The organism is Oxalicibacterium solurbis (assembly GCF_014635845.1).
GTDB lineage: Bacteria > Pseudomonadota > Gammaproteobacteria > Burkholderiales > Burkholderiaceae_D > Oxalicibacterium > Oxalicibacterium solurbis.
Map to the genome: position 1 here is coordinate 435,040 of NZ_BMDP01000001.1, position 15,487 is coordinate 450,526.

Consider the following 15,487-nt stretch of genomic DNA (forward strand, 5'->3'; position numbering starts at 1 on the left):
AAAAAGTCGACATCGTAGAATTCATACATAGATCGGTGCGCTGCTTGAAAAAAATTAAGCTGCTGCTAGTCACCAGCCGCGGAATAGCACCGAGCGCGCCGTGATACGTTCGCCCGTTGACAGCAGCTGTACCAGCCAATTATTTTTGGAGTTGACGAAGACGTTGTTCAGCACGACGTCGAACTTCTTCTTGGATACAACCATAGTCTCGCTGTCCAAGTCAGCCAAAGTACCGGCGAGGTAATCCGGGAGTCTGACCAGTTCGTCAAAGCGGTGCTTACCGCTCTTCTCAGGAATCTCAAAGCCAAGGGTGGCCAGAGATATTCCAAGATTTTGAGCCTTCCGTTGCTCAGGTGTAGCGAACTCGATTGCCTGGGTCAGGTAGTACACATATGCCAGGTCGGACACTACGGCATCATGGCGCTCAAAGAGTGCATCTCGGTCAGAAATCCAACGGATTGCCTTGGCGCTCACAGCCTGATTTAGCATGTTGCAGAGGGTCGCCACCATTGCGGCGACTAGATGAATCTGCCTAGCTAACTTTGCATTCACGCCCTTATGGCCCAAATCTCGTTCGAAGTCCCTTAGCCGCTTGATGGCACTCTGATGATAATGAATGTCATGGACATCCTGATAGAGAGAAAGACGGTCATTCATGAAGGATATAGCTCCGGTAACCAGCGATCTCATACCTTCTACGCTCAAATAATCGCGTAGCAATGCTGCATCCCGCCTCATGACGAACGAAATACTAAACGTCACAGGTATCTTGCAGGTCAAGTACTGGACTAGGCCCAGCGGAACCTTGCTTGTGTTCTTCAGATCCTTGGGTGCCGCACCAGCTATGTACTCGCAGATGTTTTCAGCCTTGTCGTGCGGGGCGATGATTACAAAGCTGAAGACGTCGTTACCCTTGTTGACGTCGCCAATGCAATAGTCCGAGACCACTGACCATGGCATGCCGGCTGGATAGCGAGCGAACCATTGCTTCAACTGCAATCGTGTTGTCGCAGTGGCTTGGACTAAAACGGGAAGCAGGTCAGTCATGGCCAATGGTAGAGGTAGAAGCTACCTTCCGTGTATTGCCAACTTTGCTAGCAAATAGCTAGCGACCGTGCCAACAGATTCAATTGCTGCCTTAGCCTCAGCATCTGTGAGCGTCGGCAGCCATGGGCGACCGTGACCAGAGCCCTGCTTGTTTCGGACGCGGTTAATACCAAGCGCAGTAGTAAACAACCCCCGTTCCATTCCGCGAACAGGCGACTCTCCCTGAACTTCAGGTATTTCCGGAACTGCAAGATCCAGTGCAATAAAGGCCATGCCTAATAAGGTCTGAAAATTGGCACCAGTGGGATAGCTACCTCGTATCGTCATGAGCACGTGGGCAGCAGTGGCCTCAAGCAGGTCCTTGCCGGTTCCAGCCACAAGAGCCGCATCCTCGGCGCCTCGTTGAGCACGCCGCGCATAGCCCAATAGTGCATCAGTCAGCTCTGGGCCACGGAGAGCTGTGAGCACTTTCGGAGCAAGCGTTCCGTCATCGGCAAGGGCAAAGCCGACGCTGTCGCAGGCCGACCTAGCGTTCGCAATTGCCTCGGAGCCAACGAAATTTGGTGAACCGTCGCGGAAGCCACCACACGCACGAATCTTTCCCAAGAGGCCCATGGCGAACTGAGAGGCAGCCATGGGATTGGCTGTCATCGCCTCGTACAGCACAGCCCTGACCCGTTTGGCCTTTCCGATCAGCTGCCCCTGTTGTTTGGGATCGAAGGTCGTGAGTCCTGACGCATTAACTTGAAATTCTATATCCGAATGCGATGGCTCTCGATAGCTTCCGCTGTTACCCGAGTCGTCTACCAATTGGGCAAATGCATGAACGACTGTGTCAGTAATAGGAATGTTCTGCATAGTGCTGTATCGATAGGGAAATAAACCAATATATGCGATGTGATTCAGCCACCACGGCATGATTCACCACGCGTTAGCGCCTCACTTCTTGATCAAGAAATGGGCGTATGTTGAAACTCTAATATCTGAAACTAGCGAGATATTTGGTCTGGCACGTATATTGGCAGTACTCCGTCCAAATACTCAAGGATTGCTACATATGCGTCAAACATTGAACGATAGATGGTTTGATCGATATAAAAGGGATTACCAACTTTCCCTTGTCCGGTCTTCCTATGAAAGCTTTCGTCAACCATACCCATATTGTGAACTCCAATGTGCCTGACTTGAAACGCGAGTTGAACCGTTTGGATTGAACTGGCCACCGGCGCCAGTTCTACTCCCTCAGCCTTTAGTGCCGAAAAAACATCCTCTACTCGCTGAAAGAACCCGAAGGATCGTCCCTGATGGCTATACCCGTAGACATCAAACAGTTCTTTGAAAAAGATCTCTATGTCGGAGCAAAGGGATATTACGCAGAACTGAAAGAGTCTTTCATATACGCCTGGGAACATCGTTTTATAGTCGTAAACCGATTTCACATGCTCGGGCCAATGCATTGCTTGTCTCAAAGAGTCTGGAATAGATCTGTCTTTATCATTATCTGGGGCGTCAATAGCGAACATGAACATCGTATTGTTTGTGATCTCCCGAGCTCTATCAAAGTGACGTAAAACTAGATTGTTTGTGAATTCATTGCGTTGCACGATTTACTCCAAAGGTTATGGCCGAAAGAGACTCCAAAGTTCGTGTCCGATCTTCGGAAACTGTCACTACTTTACGAGTACTGTAATTTGTCAGGCTTCGCCAAGGGTCGTTAGAACCTCGTGCTTAGGTTCGATTAAGACGTCAAATTGCGTTTTCTGCATAACTAAGAAATTCAGCGTGTTCAGTCCGATCGACATGCCATCTCTTCGCTTTATCAGGCCGTTCTCTTTGCTCGGCCACTGTCAGAAACAAGCGACGCTTAGCTCGCGAAATTGCAACAAAGAATGTCGACCGCTCTTCCTCCTGATTTTTCCCAAAAAAAGCTTGTGCTTCAACGCCTAGAACGATTACCGTGTCAAACTCCAATCCTTTGCTCTTGTGAATCGACATGATCCGCACTGCACTATCCCCGGAAAACGAAGCCAGCGCTGAGACCGGCTCTTCGCCAAACGCCAGCAACTGGTGCACACGAGCCAGTGTCTGTGAGATCAGTTCCTTAAGTCGTTGCGGCTGAACATATTCAAAGGACATAGCAACGACAGCGTCACGACCTATTTCCTCGATAAGCGCTTGAGTAATGTCGGCGAGATCGTCTCTATCAGCAATATCTAGTTCACCATCTTTAATCTCGCTCCGTGTATTCGCCAAGAATCGGTTCCACTTCGCGCGCGCTTGATACTCACGTTCGTCATCGAGACCACGGCCAAAGACAACTAGGTCAAGAAGGCGGCGGTAAGGTGCCGGCTGGCGCTCGCCCGTGACAACCAGCAGGAAATCGATGATGAGACAGGCAATAGGTTCTGCTGCCAAATTTTGGTTTGCATCGTCTTCACGATAAGGCACAGCCTGAGCCGTTAGTGCTGCGCATAGTTTTTGGCAGTACAGGCTCTGCTGGTTTCTAACTAAGATTGCGATCTCAGAAGGGTTCAAGCATTCATCCTCAATCCACTCGCGAATCTTGGCCGCTACATCAATGGCTTCCAAATCGTCATCATCGAATCGCCAGACTGCAATCTCGCCCTCGTTCCCTGGGATCGCAGCATCATTCACAGCCCCCGCAGGATCCATGACACGAACCATCGCGTTCTGCATCCGCCGTAATCTAGGTTTTGAGCGAAAGTTTTGGTAGAGATTAAGTGGAAGTGCCCCAAAGTCCTCAGCATAGGTATTGAAAATGCCTTCTAGCGCTCCGGCCCATCCCATGATGCGTTGCTTGGTGTCTCCAACGGCCGTCAGAAAAATACCGGTATCCTCAAAGCAGGCCTTAATAAGTCTGTACTGCACAGTTGTGCAATCTTGGAACTCATCGAGAAAGACGTGACTGTAGGTTTGGCGGATGGCATTACGTGCAATGCGGTTCTTCTCGACGATCTCCACGGCGAGTGGAACCATATCATCGTATGTGATTACCCTTCGATGGATTCGATTAGAACCCACTGTGAAATCAGGATCAAGCGCATTCTGTCCAGTCAGCGCCGGGCGGAACCTGTCAATGAGACGCATTGCAAAAGCGTGAAATGTATGACTGTCGAGCCGTGAAGCTAACTCGTCACCACATCGCTTTTTAACCCGTGCTTTCAAGTTCTGGCTTGCATCGACTTTGAAAGCAATGGCAAGGATGCGACGCGGATAGCGACAAGCTCCCGTTCGCAGCAAGAAGTCCGCCCGCTGAGCCAGCATCTCGGTCTTACCCGCCCCGGGACCGGCTGTTAGTGCGAGATTCCGCCCCGTCTCCTTCGCTGCTGCCAACGCATTCGGCTCAAGTGACGGAACATCAGATGGGAACCATTGTTCCGGGCGAATCATTCCGGAAGATCCTCCAACTTGCCCTCAATGGAATCAAACATTCGATCGAGAACCTGAGGTAGAGTCTCTAGCAATTCATCGTCGTCGAGCTCAGCTATTGCGCGAATGTGCCAAGTCGGCTTGCTGCCAATCTTAAACCTACTGTGGTATGAGTCAAAGTATTCAAGTTGACCGTCTTTGTACTGACCTCCAACTATGTCGTGATTCTTGCCAAGGACTGCTTTAAGCATTGCCTCGTCAGGCTCCACAAGCTGATCGTCTTCAACCTTGTACGCATCCGGGTACGCCATCAGCATCATGAAATCGAGATCAAGAGGCGTCGAGAAGAATACGCCCAGTTTTTCCAAGCGTTCAATCCATCCTTCATCATTCACCATGATCCCGTGGTCTGAATTCCACACAGGAATACTATCAATATCCTCGTTCGTCAGATCGTTCGGCTCGATGTTCGCATAGGCAAGAAGGTTTTTTGCAGCATACCGGATACGCCCCCAGCCGCCTTGATGGCGCGCCACGTCAAGATCCAGGAGGGTCACATATGGAATATCTAAAGCGTTCAGCAAGCGCCAAAAATGATTGACATGCCGACCACCAAGCGGGACCACCGAAACAGATGCATCATCGGTCAGGATACCTCGCGCGGCCATCAACCGTGGAAGAACAATCTCTTCACTATCGCCTTCACCAAGAACAACTAGGCGGGAAAAATACAGTTCCGGGAAGGCCTGTATGCCCTCACGCACATACTTGTGCGCAACTTCTCCTTCCGGCAATACGATAAGACGCACGCTGGTGGTTCGGTCATCGTTGAGGCGGAAATACCGAATCGATTCAGGAGGCACCCGTCGCAATAGGGAGGGCGAGTGCGTTGCTATTAGCGCCTGAGCACTATCATCTTCCGAAAACGCGGTCATGGCCTTAATGACACGTCCAAGGTAGTGAGGCGAAAGGCTGTTCTCAGGTTCTTCAACGGCAATCAAAGTGAATATCGCCGGTCTCAGTTTGTCGATGTTAAATGCGTCCAGATTACCGCTCAAAACCTCGCTGCCGATATCATGCATGGCTAGCACGAGTGATATGTAGAGCAGTGATTGCTGCCCATCACTGAGCCGGGAAAAATCTACAAGCGATTCGCCATGGCCTGGCGAGAACCCGACGCTCAGATGCTTGAGCAGGTTTTCGATTTCGCTTGCGGCGAACGAAACGGAAGGGCTCGCATAATAAGCGCCCTTGTGTAATGCAGCCCATTTCTTGGCCAGCGACTCGCCGATACTCTCGATGGCGCCATTACTCTTCAAGGAACCCTCGATTTGGCCTGTAAGGTCGCGAATATCATCACGCTCTGCAGTCCAATCTGCAGCTCGCAGGGCTCGGCCGAGCAATGCGTTCGCTGAATAGGAAATGTGGTCGGCTGGATTGCGACGCGCTGGAATATAGTGAACCTGAATCGAATTTCGATCTTGCTTAGAGACGCGACTCTCTTCAACAGGCACACCTTCTTCATCTTCTCGAATGACGCAGGTAAAAGTTTCCTCGATATCGCCGTCGAGATCGATGGTGGCTTTTAACCTGAATCGCATACGAGCAGGGCCATCCTTCGCAACAAGCTGCATATGCGCAAAGTTGCCCGGAACAGCTGGCAGTTCGTCATCCTCGGCATCATCTGTCTCCAACTCGGGGAACTGGAAATCAGCCTCAAGCCAGAGCTCTCGGCTTTCAGGGGGGGCTCCAGCGACTTCGTCGGAAGGGATGTGGAAGTCTGAAGACTTGATCCTGCGAAGGTTGGGGTCCAAACTGAACATGCGAGCCAGTGCCTGTAACACGGCAGTCTTTCCTGCACCATTGGGACCAAGAAGGAATGTCAAACCGTCCAAGCCAACAGTGACTGGCGATAGACCAAACGAGCGAAAGCCCGACAAACGTAGATTTGTCAATTTCATCAGATACTCCGTGAATATTTCATACCGCCAATTCGCCGGAGCATGATTACTTCAACGCATACCTGCGCAGCTATGGGCAATATGGGAGACAAAGTCCCAAAACGCTTTAATTCGTAACGACCAAACTTGAGGCTGAGAAACTGCTAATGTACTTGTTTGCATTATGGAAACTAACCCCATAAATATGGGATTAGTTTAATAGTGTAGCCTTATCGCATCGCCACAGAAAATGTTGCCAATATAAAAAACATAGATGAAATATATTCCTCCTCAATACGCAACACAATTTTTGGTCAGATAAATTACACACAAGGTGCGCTGCGCCGGAACGCCCGCGCCGGCCAGCAGCACATAGATGACAGCCGCCGATACCCCCGCCAAGGCTGCCGCCTTCTGCGCCGGCAGGCGCAACGGCAACTGCATGCCGGTAAAGAACGAACGCCGCCACAAGAAGAAAACGATGCCGGCAAACATCGCCGCGATCATCGTGATGTGCAGGCCGGAAATCGAAATCAGATGGCCGATGCCGGTACGGTTGAAGACGTTCCAGCTTTCCTGATCCACCGCGCGCTGATCACCGACCACGAGCGCGACGATCACGCCGGCATACGGCTTGCCTTCCAGAGTGTGCTGTACACGCTCACGCAGCCAGCCGCGGCTGCGCTCGACGACGGCGCGAAATCCCGGCACGAATGCATCCAGCCGTGCATTGGCATGCTCGCCCTGCGGCCCTGCCCGCACGTAACCGGTCGCGCGCACGTTCTGTTCCAGCAGCCATTGCTCGTAATCGAAACCGTGGGGATTCGCATTGCCATGCGGACGGCGCAGGCGCACCGTCAGGCGCCAGCGTTCGCCCGGCTGTACGGCGACGCTCTGCTGAACCGTTTCGTCATCAAAGGAGGAGTACCACGACAACGCGATGTGCGAGGGTATGGCTGGCGTCTCGCCATCGACTGGCAATACTTTTTCGACGGCGAATCGGAAACGCAGACCACGTGTGAAATGGTCGGGAAGACTATCGATCGTTCCGACAAGCGTGACATCGCGTCCTTCCCATTCGCGCGACAATTCCTGCGACAGGTAATGATGCGCAAACAGCGCCGCCCATGCGAAACCGAGCGACAAGCCGGCCGCGATCAACAAAGGAACACGTACTCTCGCTTGCGTGACGATACGGGCAACGCCGATCGCCAACGCTCCGAACGCGCACAACAGAAGAAGTACCGGCCACGACGGCAGCGTCGCCTGCGTCTGCAACCAGCCCGCACCGACGACGAAGCCGATGATCGCGCTGCGCATCGCGATTTAAAGCAGCGCTTTCAACCGCGGCATTGCCGCGCAGGCATTGCGTGATGTTGCCTCGGCCACATCGGCAACCGGCATGCCACGCAATTCGGCCAGCACTTGTCCGATGCGCGGCAACTGTTCCGGACTGTTGCGCTGCGGATGCAGCCATGCCGGCGAGATATCGGGAGCATCGGTTTCCAGCACCAGCGCATCCAGCGGCAATTCGGCGGCCAGTCGCCTGATTTGCAATGCACGCGTGAAAGTCATCGCGCCGCCGAAACCGAGACGGAAACCGAGATCGATAAAGGTGTTCGCCTGCTGAAAACTGCCGTTGAATGCGTGCGCGATGCCACCCGGTACGGTAATACGGCGCAGATATTTCAGAATCTGATCCTGCGATTTACGCACATGCAGCAAAACGGGAAGGTCGAAATCGCGCGCGATCTTCAGTTGCTCCGAATAAAAGAATTCCTGGCGCTCACGCATTTCCGGCGTCGTCAATATCGGCACGAAGAAATCGAGACCGATCTCGCCAATTGCGACCAGACGCGGATCGTCGATGGTCGCCGCGACCCCCTCTCTCAACCGTTGCAGATCATCTTCATCTGCCTGCGGCACGAAAATCGGATGAATGCCCAGCGCGTAGGTGCAGTTGATGTGGCGATGTGCCAGTTCGGCGACGATGGAAAAATTGTCGCGCGCGACGGCGGGAACGACGATCATGCCGACGCCATTTTCGCGCGCAGCTACCGCGACATCATCGAACGCATCGGCTGTAGCGCCGAATTCCGAGGCATCAAGATGACAGTGCGTATCTATCCACATGGCTGCAGGCAGAAAATGGCAGACGAAAACGGCGGTATGTTCATCGTCCTCGCTTCCGTCCGATTCATTCGCCGGCCGAATGCAGTCCGGTTTCGGACAGCCGCAGGATGCGATCGCAATGCGCGGCCAGTTCCTCATCGTGCGTGACGATAACAAACGCGGTACCCAGCGTATGCGACAGTTCCAGCATCAGGTCGAACGTCTTCTGCGCAGTCGGCCGATCCAGATTGCCGGTCGGCTCGTCGGCCAGCACGCAGGCCGGCTGCGTGACCAGTGCACGCGCCAGCGCCGTACGCTGTCGTTCGCCGCCGGACAATTCGCCCGGACGATGGCTGGTGCGATGGCCGAGGCCGACGCGTTCCAGCATCGCCTTCGCCGTCTGCTGCGCTTCGTCGCGCGGCACACGGCGAATCATCAACGGCATCGCGACGTTGTCGACGGCCGTGAATTCCGGCAGCAGATGATGGAACTGATAGACGAAACCAAGCGACTGGTTACGCAAATCGCCGCGCGCCTTTTCGTCGAGACTCGCAAAATCGCGCCCTTTCAGCGTGACCGAACCGGTCGATGGCGTATCCAGCCCGCCCAGCAAGTGCAATAGCGTGGATTTGCCGGAGCCCGATGCACCGACAATCGCCACGCGTTCGCCACGCGCGATATCGATATCGACGCCCTTCAACACGTCGACCGCGTATTTCCCTTGCGTGAAAGTCTTTGCCAGATTGCGGCAGGACAGGACGACCCCGCTGTGCCCGTTGCTGTTTTCAACGTTGTTTTCATTATTCATAACGCAGCGCCTCCGCAGGTTTAACGCGCGCGGCCGCCCAGCTCGGATACAGCGTTGCAAGGAAAGACAGCACAACAGCAACGCCGCCGATCGTATAGACGTCCGGCCAGCGCAAATCCGATGGCAGTTCGCTGATCAGATAGACATCCTTCGGCAGGAACTGCACATGGAACAGATGCTCGATGAATGGCACGATGACGTCGATATTGGAGGCGATCAGCACGCCGCCGCCGACACCCAACGCCGTCCCAAACAGGCCGACCAAGGCGCCCTGGATCATGAAGATTTTCATGATCGAGCGCGGCGAAGCGCCCAACGTACGCAGGATCGCAATGTCGGCCTGCTTGTCGGTCACCGTCATCACCAAGGTCGAGACGAGATTGAATGCCGCCACCGCAATGATCAATGTCAGGATGATGAACATCATTTTTTTCTCGGTCTGCACGGCGGCAAACCAGTTGCGATTCTGGCGGGACCAGTCGCGAATCAGCAGATCGCCGCTCAACATCCGCGACAGGTCATAGGCCACCTCCGGCGCACGCTGCATGTCCGTCAGTTTCAAGCGCAAGCCGGACGGCGCGCCAAGCTGGAACATTTTCATCGCGTCATCCAGATGGATGAAAGCCAGCGTCGAATCGAATTCGAAATGGCCGGAATCGAAGATACCGACCACGGTGAACTGCTTCAGCCTCGGAATGACACCGGCCGGCGTCACCTGCCCCTGCGGCGCAATCATCGTCACCTTGTCGCCCAGATGCACCCCCATGCTGCGCGCCAGCTCGGTGCCGAGCACGATATTGAATTCGCCCGGACGCAGAGCGTTGAAACTGCCCTGCTTCGTCTCGGAAGCGACGTCGGACACCTTCGGCTCTTCCGCCGGCAACACACCGCGCACCGCCACGCCACGCAGCGTTTCGTCGCGCGTCATCATCGCCTGCGCATCGACATAGGGCGCAGCGCCGACCACTTCCTTGTCGGCGAAGGCTTCGCGTGCGGTTTTTTGCCAGTCCGGCATGGCGCCGGTCGGATCGAAGATTTCGATATGCGCCAGCACCGACAGCATGCGGTCGCGCACCTCCTTCTGGAAACCGTTCATCACCGACAGCACCACGATCAGCGCCGCCACGCCAAGCGCAATGCCCGCCATCGAGATCAGCGAAATGAAGGAAATGAAACTGTTGCGGCCGCTTCGTTTGCCCGCACGCGTATAGCGCACGCCGACCAGCCACTCGAAAGACAGATTTTTTACGATGCTCAAAGAAGGCTCCTGAATGCAGCACGCAGTTTGCCACACATTGCCAAATCGCTACCGAATCATTGCAAGGGATGGCAAGAGGCTGCAGCACATTGACTGCAACCGATACGGTTCCGTTCCCGTGCCGCACTGGGCGACGCAATCTCAGCAAAAGGCAAGCCGCGATTTGACCTACAATCGCGGGCATGACGCAACTCGACCTTCTTTTCCCTTTTGCATTGCCACCGCAGGAACTGGCGCGCGATCTGCTGCGCGAATTGAAAGCGCCATCGCTGGCGCTGCTGCTGGCGCGTGCGAAACCTGCCGCCGCCTCGTCGAACGATGAATTCTCGCGCGCCCTGCCTCATGAACGCTGGCTGGCGCAACACCTTGGCCTGCCCGCCGCGCAGGACAACTCCAGTCCACCGCTGGCCGCCGGCATGCTGCGCGCGGCCGGCATCGATGCGCCGGACGGCTTCTGGTTTCTGCTGCAGCCAGCCAATTTCCACATCGCTCGCGACCATCTGGTGCTGACCGATCTGCGGCAACTGGCACTGTCGGAACAGGAAGCGCGCACGCTGTTCGACAGCGCCGCGCCGTTGTTCGCGGAAGCCGGCAAGACATTGCATCACGTCGACGCCACTACCTGGCTGTTACGCGCCGACGACTGGCATGCGTTGCAGACCTCGACACCGGATGCCGCCTGCGGTCATAACATCGATATCTGGATGCCGCATGGCGCACAGGCGCGCGACTGGCGCCGGCTGCAAAACGAAGTACAGATGCACTGGCATGCGCATCCGGTCAACGAAGCGCGCGAAATGCGCGGGTCGAAACCGGTCAACACGATCTGGTTGTGGGGCGGTGCGGCGGCGAATGCGCAGAACGACAGTGCAAAGTTCGATACTGCATACACGTCAGGCGATCCGCATGCGCCGTTTGCGGCAGCAGCCGGCGCAGTGCACATCGACTCGGTGGAAGCAGTGTGCAGTTCGCAGGGACAATATCCATTACTGTTTCTGGACGACCTGCTCGCGCCGGCTCTGACCGGCGACTGGGCAGAATGGCTGGTCCGCTTCCAGGCAGCAGACGAACGATGGTTTGCCCCATTGCTGGAAGCCGTCCGCGCCGGCCGCATCACACGCTTGTCGATGACGTTCAGCCACGGAACGGCGACGGCCAGTTATCGCATCAGCAAGTCCGCACTGTGCAAATTCTGGCGTGCGCCCTCCCTTTCCCGCCTGTCCGCATGACCCGCATCGCCACCCGCAGCTATTCGTACCGGGATGCCGAACGCCTGCACCAGAGCGGCATCCATCCGGTGATGGCACGCTTGTATGTGGCGCGCGGCTTGCTTGATACAAAGGAACTTGCCAGTGAGCTGACCGCGCTGCTGCCACCGCCGGGCCTGTTGCATATCGATGCTGCCGCCGCCTACCTGGCCGATGCGATCGCAGCGCAGAAAAAGCTGGTCATCGTCGCCGATTATGACTGCGACGGCGCCACCGCCTGCGCCGTCGGCCTGCGCGGTCTGCGCGCGATGGGCGCCGTCGTCGATTACATCGTGCCGAACCGCTTCGAATACGGTTACGGGCTGACGCCGGAAATCGTCGCACTCGCCGTCCGCGAAAAATCGCCGGACGTGATCGTCACCGTCGATAACGGCATTGCCAGCATCGACGGCGTGGACGAAGCCAACCGGCGCGGCATCGACGTCGTCGTCACCGATCACCATCTGCCGGGCGATCGTCTGCCGGCAGCCAAAGTCATCGTCAATCCGAACCAGCCCGATTGCGGCTTTCCGAGCAAGAACCTGGCCGGCGTCGGCGTGATGTTCTACGTGTTGCTGGCATTGCGTGCCGAACTGCGCCGACGCGGCGTATTCGACGCGCAGACGCAGCCCAAGCTGGATGCGTTGCTCGATCTGGTTGCACTCGGCACTGTGGCCGACGTCGTCAAGCTGGATGCCAACAACCGCATCCTGGTCGCGCAGGGATTGAAGCGCATGCGCAGCGGCCGCATGCATGCCGGCGTTGCCGCATTGTTCCGTGCTGCCGGCCGCGAAGCGCGCCGCGCGTCGCCGTTCGATCTCGGCTTTGCGCTGGGTCCGCGGCTGAACGCGGCGGGCCGGCTGTCCGACATGTCGCTCGGCATCGAATGCCTGACGACCGATGACGAAGGCCGCGCCTGGGCGATCGCGCAGCAGCTCGACGAAATCAATCGTGAACGCCGCACGATCGAGGCCGACATGCAGGACACGGCATTGATGCTGCTCGATACCTACAACCCGCAGGACAGGACGACAATCAGCGTCTTCGATCCGAGCTGGCACCAGGGTGTGATCGGCATCGTTGCATCGCGGCTGAAGGACAAGTTCTATCGCCCCACGATCACCTTCGCCGATGCTGGCGACGGCTGGATCAAGGGTTCGGGCCGCTCGATCACCGGCTTCCATCTGCGCGACGCTCTGGATCTGGTGTCCAAGCACGCGCCTAGCCTGATCGACAAGTTCGGCGGACACGCGATGGCGGCCGGCCTGACGATACGTGCCACCGCGCTCGGCGCATTTACGGATGCCTTCGAGGCAGTCGGCAAATCGCTGCTTGAACGCCATCAGCTGGAACGCGTGATCGAAACCGACGGCCCGCTGGAATCCGCCTATTTCACGACGCAGTTCATCGAGCTGCTGGAGTCACAGGTGTGGGGACAAGGTTTTGCACCGCCGCTGTTCTGCGACGAATTCCGCATCGTCAACCAGCGCATCCTGAAGGAGCGCCACCTGAAGCTGACGGTGGAAAAGGACGGCGGCCGCTACGATGCGATCTGGTTCGGCCACGCCGACTCGCTGCCGGAACGCGCACGCATTGCCTACCGGCTGGACGCCAACGAATTCAACGGCGTCACGCGCGTGCAACTGCTGATCGAACACGCCGAAGCGCTGTAATCCTCGCGCCCTGTCAGCGCACCGGCAGGAATTGCAGGAAGGATGCGCCGAGAATGTTCTGCACATAGTTGATGCCGGCACGCCGGTATTTCTCGGTGGTGAACTCGGCCAGCAGATCGAGGCGACCGACAATCTTGCCGAATTCACGCTCGAAACTCAGGTTGCGCCCGTTTGCACCGATCTCGTCGGACAGCAGCAGCACGCCGCCATTGGCATTACGCCGGTTCGACAACATCCAGACGGCGATCTCGATATTGCGCGCAGCGTTGTAGATATGCTGCGCATCGATGCCGTCGGTCAGAAAGAATTCCGTCTTGCCGCCGTGCGCGGTGATGATCATGTCCGCACTGCTGTAGATGAAGGCTGCCACGCGGTCGCCGCTAAAATCCGGCGCCAGCGCCAGCGACATCGCTCTGATATCGTGCTGGCCCTGTAAAGCTGGCCATGACTGTCGCAATTCAATTGCATCGCGCACGCGCCTGATGCTCTCCTCACGGCTGGCAGCAGTCTTCTTCCACTCGGCCGGATTGCGCCGATACAGCTTGTCCATCAACAGGTACAAACTGTGCAGGTTGTCGCGCATGCCGAGCGTGGCTACCCGATTCAGATCGGATTGGCCCATCTCGTTCCCACTGGCCGATGTTCCTTGCACTTCGCCGCGCGTCGTCGGCGCGTCGTTCATCGTCGAGCAGCCCGCCAATACACACAGGAATAGGCATAACCACAGGCCGGCGCAATGCGGCTGCTTCATGTTTTATTTCTCCCTTGACAAGAATTATCGGAAAACCGTCATGCGGAAATCCCCTCCTTCGAGTGGGTGATCGGCGGTATCGCGCTTAAAAGCACCGCTCAGCTCGGATATAATGTCTGGTTTGATCGCAAAAGAAAATATCATGGAAGCCGAACGCTTAAATTCCCTGCAATCGCTGCTCGACGATCTGACGACGCGCGCGGCCGAACTTCGGAGGTATCTTTGACTTCGATGTGAAGTCGGAGAAACTCGAACAGGTCAACGGCGAACTCGAAGACCCCGAGGTCTGGAACGACCCTAAACGCGCCCAGGACCTGGGCAAGGAAAAGAAATCGCTGGAAGCGATCGTCCACACGCTGATGAAGATCGACAGCGAACTCGCCGATGCGCGCGACCTGTTCGCGATGGCGCGTGAAGAAAAGGACGACGACACCATCGTCTCCATCGAAGCTGATGCACAAGAGCTGCTGAAGCTGGTGGAAGGCATGGAATTCCGTCGCATGTTCAGCAACCCGATGGACGGCAACAACTGCTTCATCGACATCCAGGCCGGTGCCGGCGGTACCGAAGCGCAGGATTGGGCATCGATGTTGCTGCGCCAGTATCTGCGCTATTGCGAGCGCAAAGGCTTCAAGGCCGAAATCATGGAGCAGTCCGACGGTGAGGTTGCCGGCATCAAGACTGCCACCATCAAGGTCGAGGGTGATTATGCCTACGGCTTTCTGCGTACCGAAACCGGCGTGCACCGCCTCGTGCGCAAGTCGCCGTTCGACTCGGCCAACGGCCGTCACACGTCGTTCTCCAGTCTGTTCGTCTATCCGGAAGTCGATGATTCGATCGATATCGAAATCAATCCGGCCGACGTGCGCATCGACACCTACCGCGCCTCCGGCGCCGGCGGCCAGCACATCAACAAGACCGATTCCGCCGTTCGTCTGACGCACGCCCCGACCGGCATCGTCGTACAGTGCCAGAACGATCGTTCGCAGCACCGCAACAAGGCTGAAGCCTGGGACATGCTGAAAGCGAAACTGTTCGAACTGGAATTGCGCAAACGCATGAGCGAGCAGCAGAAGCTGGAAGACTCCAAGACCGATGTCGGCTGGGGTCACCAGATCCGCTCCTACGTGCTCGACCAGTCACGCATCAAGGACTTGCGTACCAATTTCGAGACCGGCAACACCAAGGCCGTGCTCGACGGCGACCTGGACGATTTCATCGCCGCTTCGCTGAAACAGGGCGTGTGATCGCTTAGCCACTT

Annotated in this window: 13 protein-coding genes; 3 read left to right on the top strand and 10 right to left on the bottom strand. The window is 56.3% G+C overall.

From position 1 onward, the window contains the following. Positions 1 to 69: 69 nt before the first annotated feature. The 9 genes from IEV40_RS02095 to IEV40_RS02135 form a co-directional block, all read right to left on the bottom strand. Complete coding sequence (locus IEV40_RS02095; RefSeq protein ID WP_188419298.1) at positions 70 to 1,047, bottom strand: hypothetical protein; 978 nt, start codon at positions 1,045 to 1,047, stop codon at positions 70 to 72. A 21-nt stretch (positions 1,048 to 1,068) separates the two neighbouring features. Then, on the bottom strand, positions 1,069 to 1,965 hold the full coding sequence (locus IEV40_RS02100) for an abortive infection family protein (protein WP_229723916.1): 897 nt from the start codon (positions 1,963 to 1,965) through the stop codon (positions 1,069 to 1,071). A 71-nt stretch (positions 1,966 to 2,036) separates the two neighbouring features. Then, on the bottom strand, positions 2,037 to 2,651 hold the full coding sequence (locus tag IEV40_RS02105) for a hypothetical protein (RefSeq protein ID WP_188419299.1): 615 nt from the start codon (positions 2,649 to 2,651) through the stop codon (positions 2,037 to 2,039). 142 nt (positions 2,652 to 2,793) lie between these two features. Next, positions 2,794 to 4,458 carry a UvrD-helicase domain-containing protein gene (locus IEV40_RS02110; protein WP_188419300.1) on the bottom strand — a complete coding sequence of 555 codons (1,665 nt, stop codon included), beginning with the start codon at positions 4,456 to 4,458 and terminating at the stop codon, positions 2,794 to 2,796. Further along, on the bottom strand, positions 4,455 to 6,398 hold the full coding sequence (locus tag IEV40_RS02115; RefSeq protein WP_188419301.1) for an ATP-dependent nuclease: 1,944 nt from the start codon (positions 6,396 to 6,398) through the stop codon (positions 4,455 to 4,457). The genes IEV40_RS02110 and IEV40_RS02115 overlap by 4 nt, the downstream gene beginning before the upstream one ends. Before the next feature lie 270 nt (positions 6,399 to 6,668). Continuing rightward, the gene (locus tag IEV40_RS02120) at positions 6,669 to 7,697 is read right to left on the bottom strand and encodes a ComEC/Rec2 family competence protein (protein ID WP_188419302.1); all 1,029 of its coding nucleotides are present in this window, start codon (positions 7,695 to 7,697) and stop codon (positions 6,669 to 6,671) included. A 6-nt stretch (positions 7,698 to 7,703) separates the two neighbouring features. Continuing rightward, positions 7,704 to 8,510 (bottom strand): TatD family hydrolase, encoded by an 807-nt coding sequence (locus IEV40_RS02125; RefSeq protein ID WP_188419303.1) that lies wholly within the window; start codon positions 8,508 to 8,510, stop codon positions 7,704 to 7,706. A gap of 64 nt (positions 8,511 to 8,574) precedes the next feature. Next, entirely contained in the window at positions 8,575 to 9,297 is a 723-nt protein-coding gene (gene lolD / locus IEV40_RS02130; protein WP_188419304.1) for a lipoprotein-releasing ABC transporter ATP-binding protein LolD, read from the bottom strand. Continuing rightward, positions 9,290 to 10,555: a lipoprotein-releasing ABC transporter permease subunit gene (locus IEV40_RS02135; protein WP_188419305.1), complete on the bottom strand. Its 1,266-nt coding sequence runs from the start codon at positions 10,553 to 10,555 to the stop codon at positions 9,290 to 9,292. Before IEV40_RS02135 ends, lolD begins: the two co-directional genes overlap by 8 nt. 182 nt (positions 10,556 to 10,737) lie before the next feature. Between IEV40_RS02135 and IEV40_RS02140 the strand changes: the two genes are divergently transcribed. Together IEV40_RS02140 and recJ are read left to right on the top strand one after the other, a co-directional pair. Beyond that, on the top strand, positions 10,738 to 11,784 hold the full coding sequence (locus IEV40_RS02140; RefSeq protein WP_188419306.1) for a hypothetical protein: 1,047 nt from the start codon (positions 10,738 to 10,740) through the stop codon (positions 11,782 to 11,784). Beyond that, entirely contained in the window at positions 11,781 to 13,475 is a 1,695-nt protein-coding gene (gene recJ / locus IEV40_RS02145) for a single-stranded-DNA-specific exonuclease RecJ (RefSeq protein ID WP_188419307.1), read from the top strand. The genes IEV40_RS02140 and recJ overlap by 4 nt, the downstream gene beginning before the upstream one ends. A gap of 13 nt (positions 13,476 to 13,488) precedes the next feature. On the opposite strand, the gene IEV40_RS02150 is transcribed toward recJ, so the two are convergent. After that, entirely contained in the window at positions 13,489 to 14,226 is a 738-nt protein-coding gene (locus IEV40_RS02150) for a hypothetical protein (protein WP_188419308.1), read from the bottom strand. Positions 14,227 to 14,368: 142 nt separating this feature from the next. Between IEV40_RS02150 and prfB the strand changes: the two genes are divergently transcribed. After that, a protein-coding gene (gene prfB, locus IEV40_RS02155; protein ID WP_188419309.1) for a peptide chain release factor 2 occupies positions 14,369 to 15,473 on the top strand; the annotation gives its coding sequence in 2 pieces (ribosomal slippage) (positions 14,369 to 14,449 and positions 14,451 to 15,473; 1,104 coding nt in all). Positions 15,474 to 15,487: the final 14 nt, after the last annotated feature.

Excerpts from the sequence above, each read along its gene's own strand:
- IEV40_RS02095 (WP_188419298.1), bottom strand. The coding sequence starts at position 1,047 with ATGACTGACCTGCTTCCCGTTTTAGTCCAAGCCACTGCGACAACACGA.
- IEV40_RS02100 (WP_229723916.1), bottom strand. The coding sequence starts at position 1,965 with ATGCCGTGGTGGCTGAATCACATCGCATATATTGGTTTATTTCCCTAT.
- IEV40_RS02110 (WP_188419300.1), bottom strand. The coding sequence starts at position 4,458 with ATGATTCGCCCGGAACAATGGTTCCCATCTGATGTTCCGTCACTTGAG.
- IEV40_RS02115 (WP_188419301.1), bottom strand. The coding sequence starts at position 6,398 with ATGAAATTGACAAATCTACGTTTGTCGGGCTTTCGCTCGTTTGGTCTA.
- IEV40_RS02120 (WP_188419302.1), bottom strand. The coding sequence starts at position 7,697 with ATGCGCAGCGCGATCATCGGCTTCGTCGTCGGTGCGGGCTGGTTGCAG.
- IEV40_RS02125 (WP_188419303.1), bottom strand. The coding sequence starts at position 8,510 with ATGTGGATAGATACGCACTGTCATCTTGATGCCTCGGAATTCGGCGCT.
- lolD (WP_188419304.1), bottom strand. The coding sequence starts at position 9,297 with ATGAATAATGAAAACAACGTTGAAAACAGCAACGGGCACAGCGGGGTC.
- IEV40_RS02140 (WP_188419306.1), top strand. The coding sequence starts at position 10,738 with ATGACGCAACTCGACCTTCTTTTCCCTTTTGCATTGCCACCGCAGGAA.
- recJ (WP_188419307.1), top strand. The coding sequence starts at position 11,781 with ATGACCCGCATCGCCACCCGCAGCTATTCGTACCGGGATGCCGAACGC.
- IEV40_RS02150 (WP_188419308.1), bottom strand. The coding sequence starts at position 14,226 with ATGAAGCAGCCGCATTGCGCCGGCCTGTGGTTATGCCTATTCCTGTGT.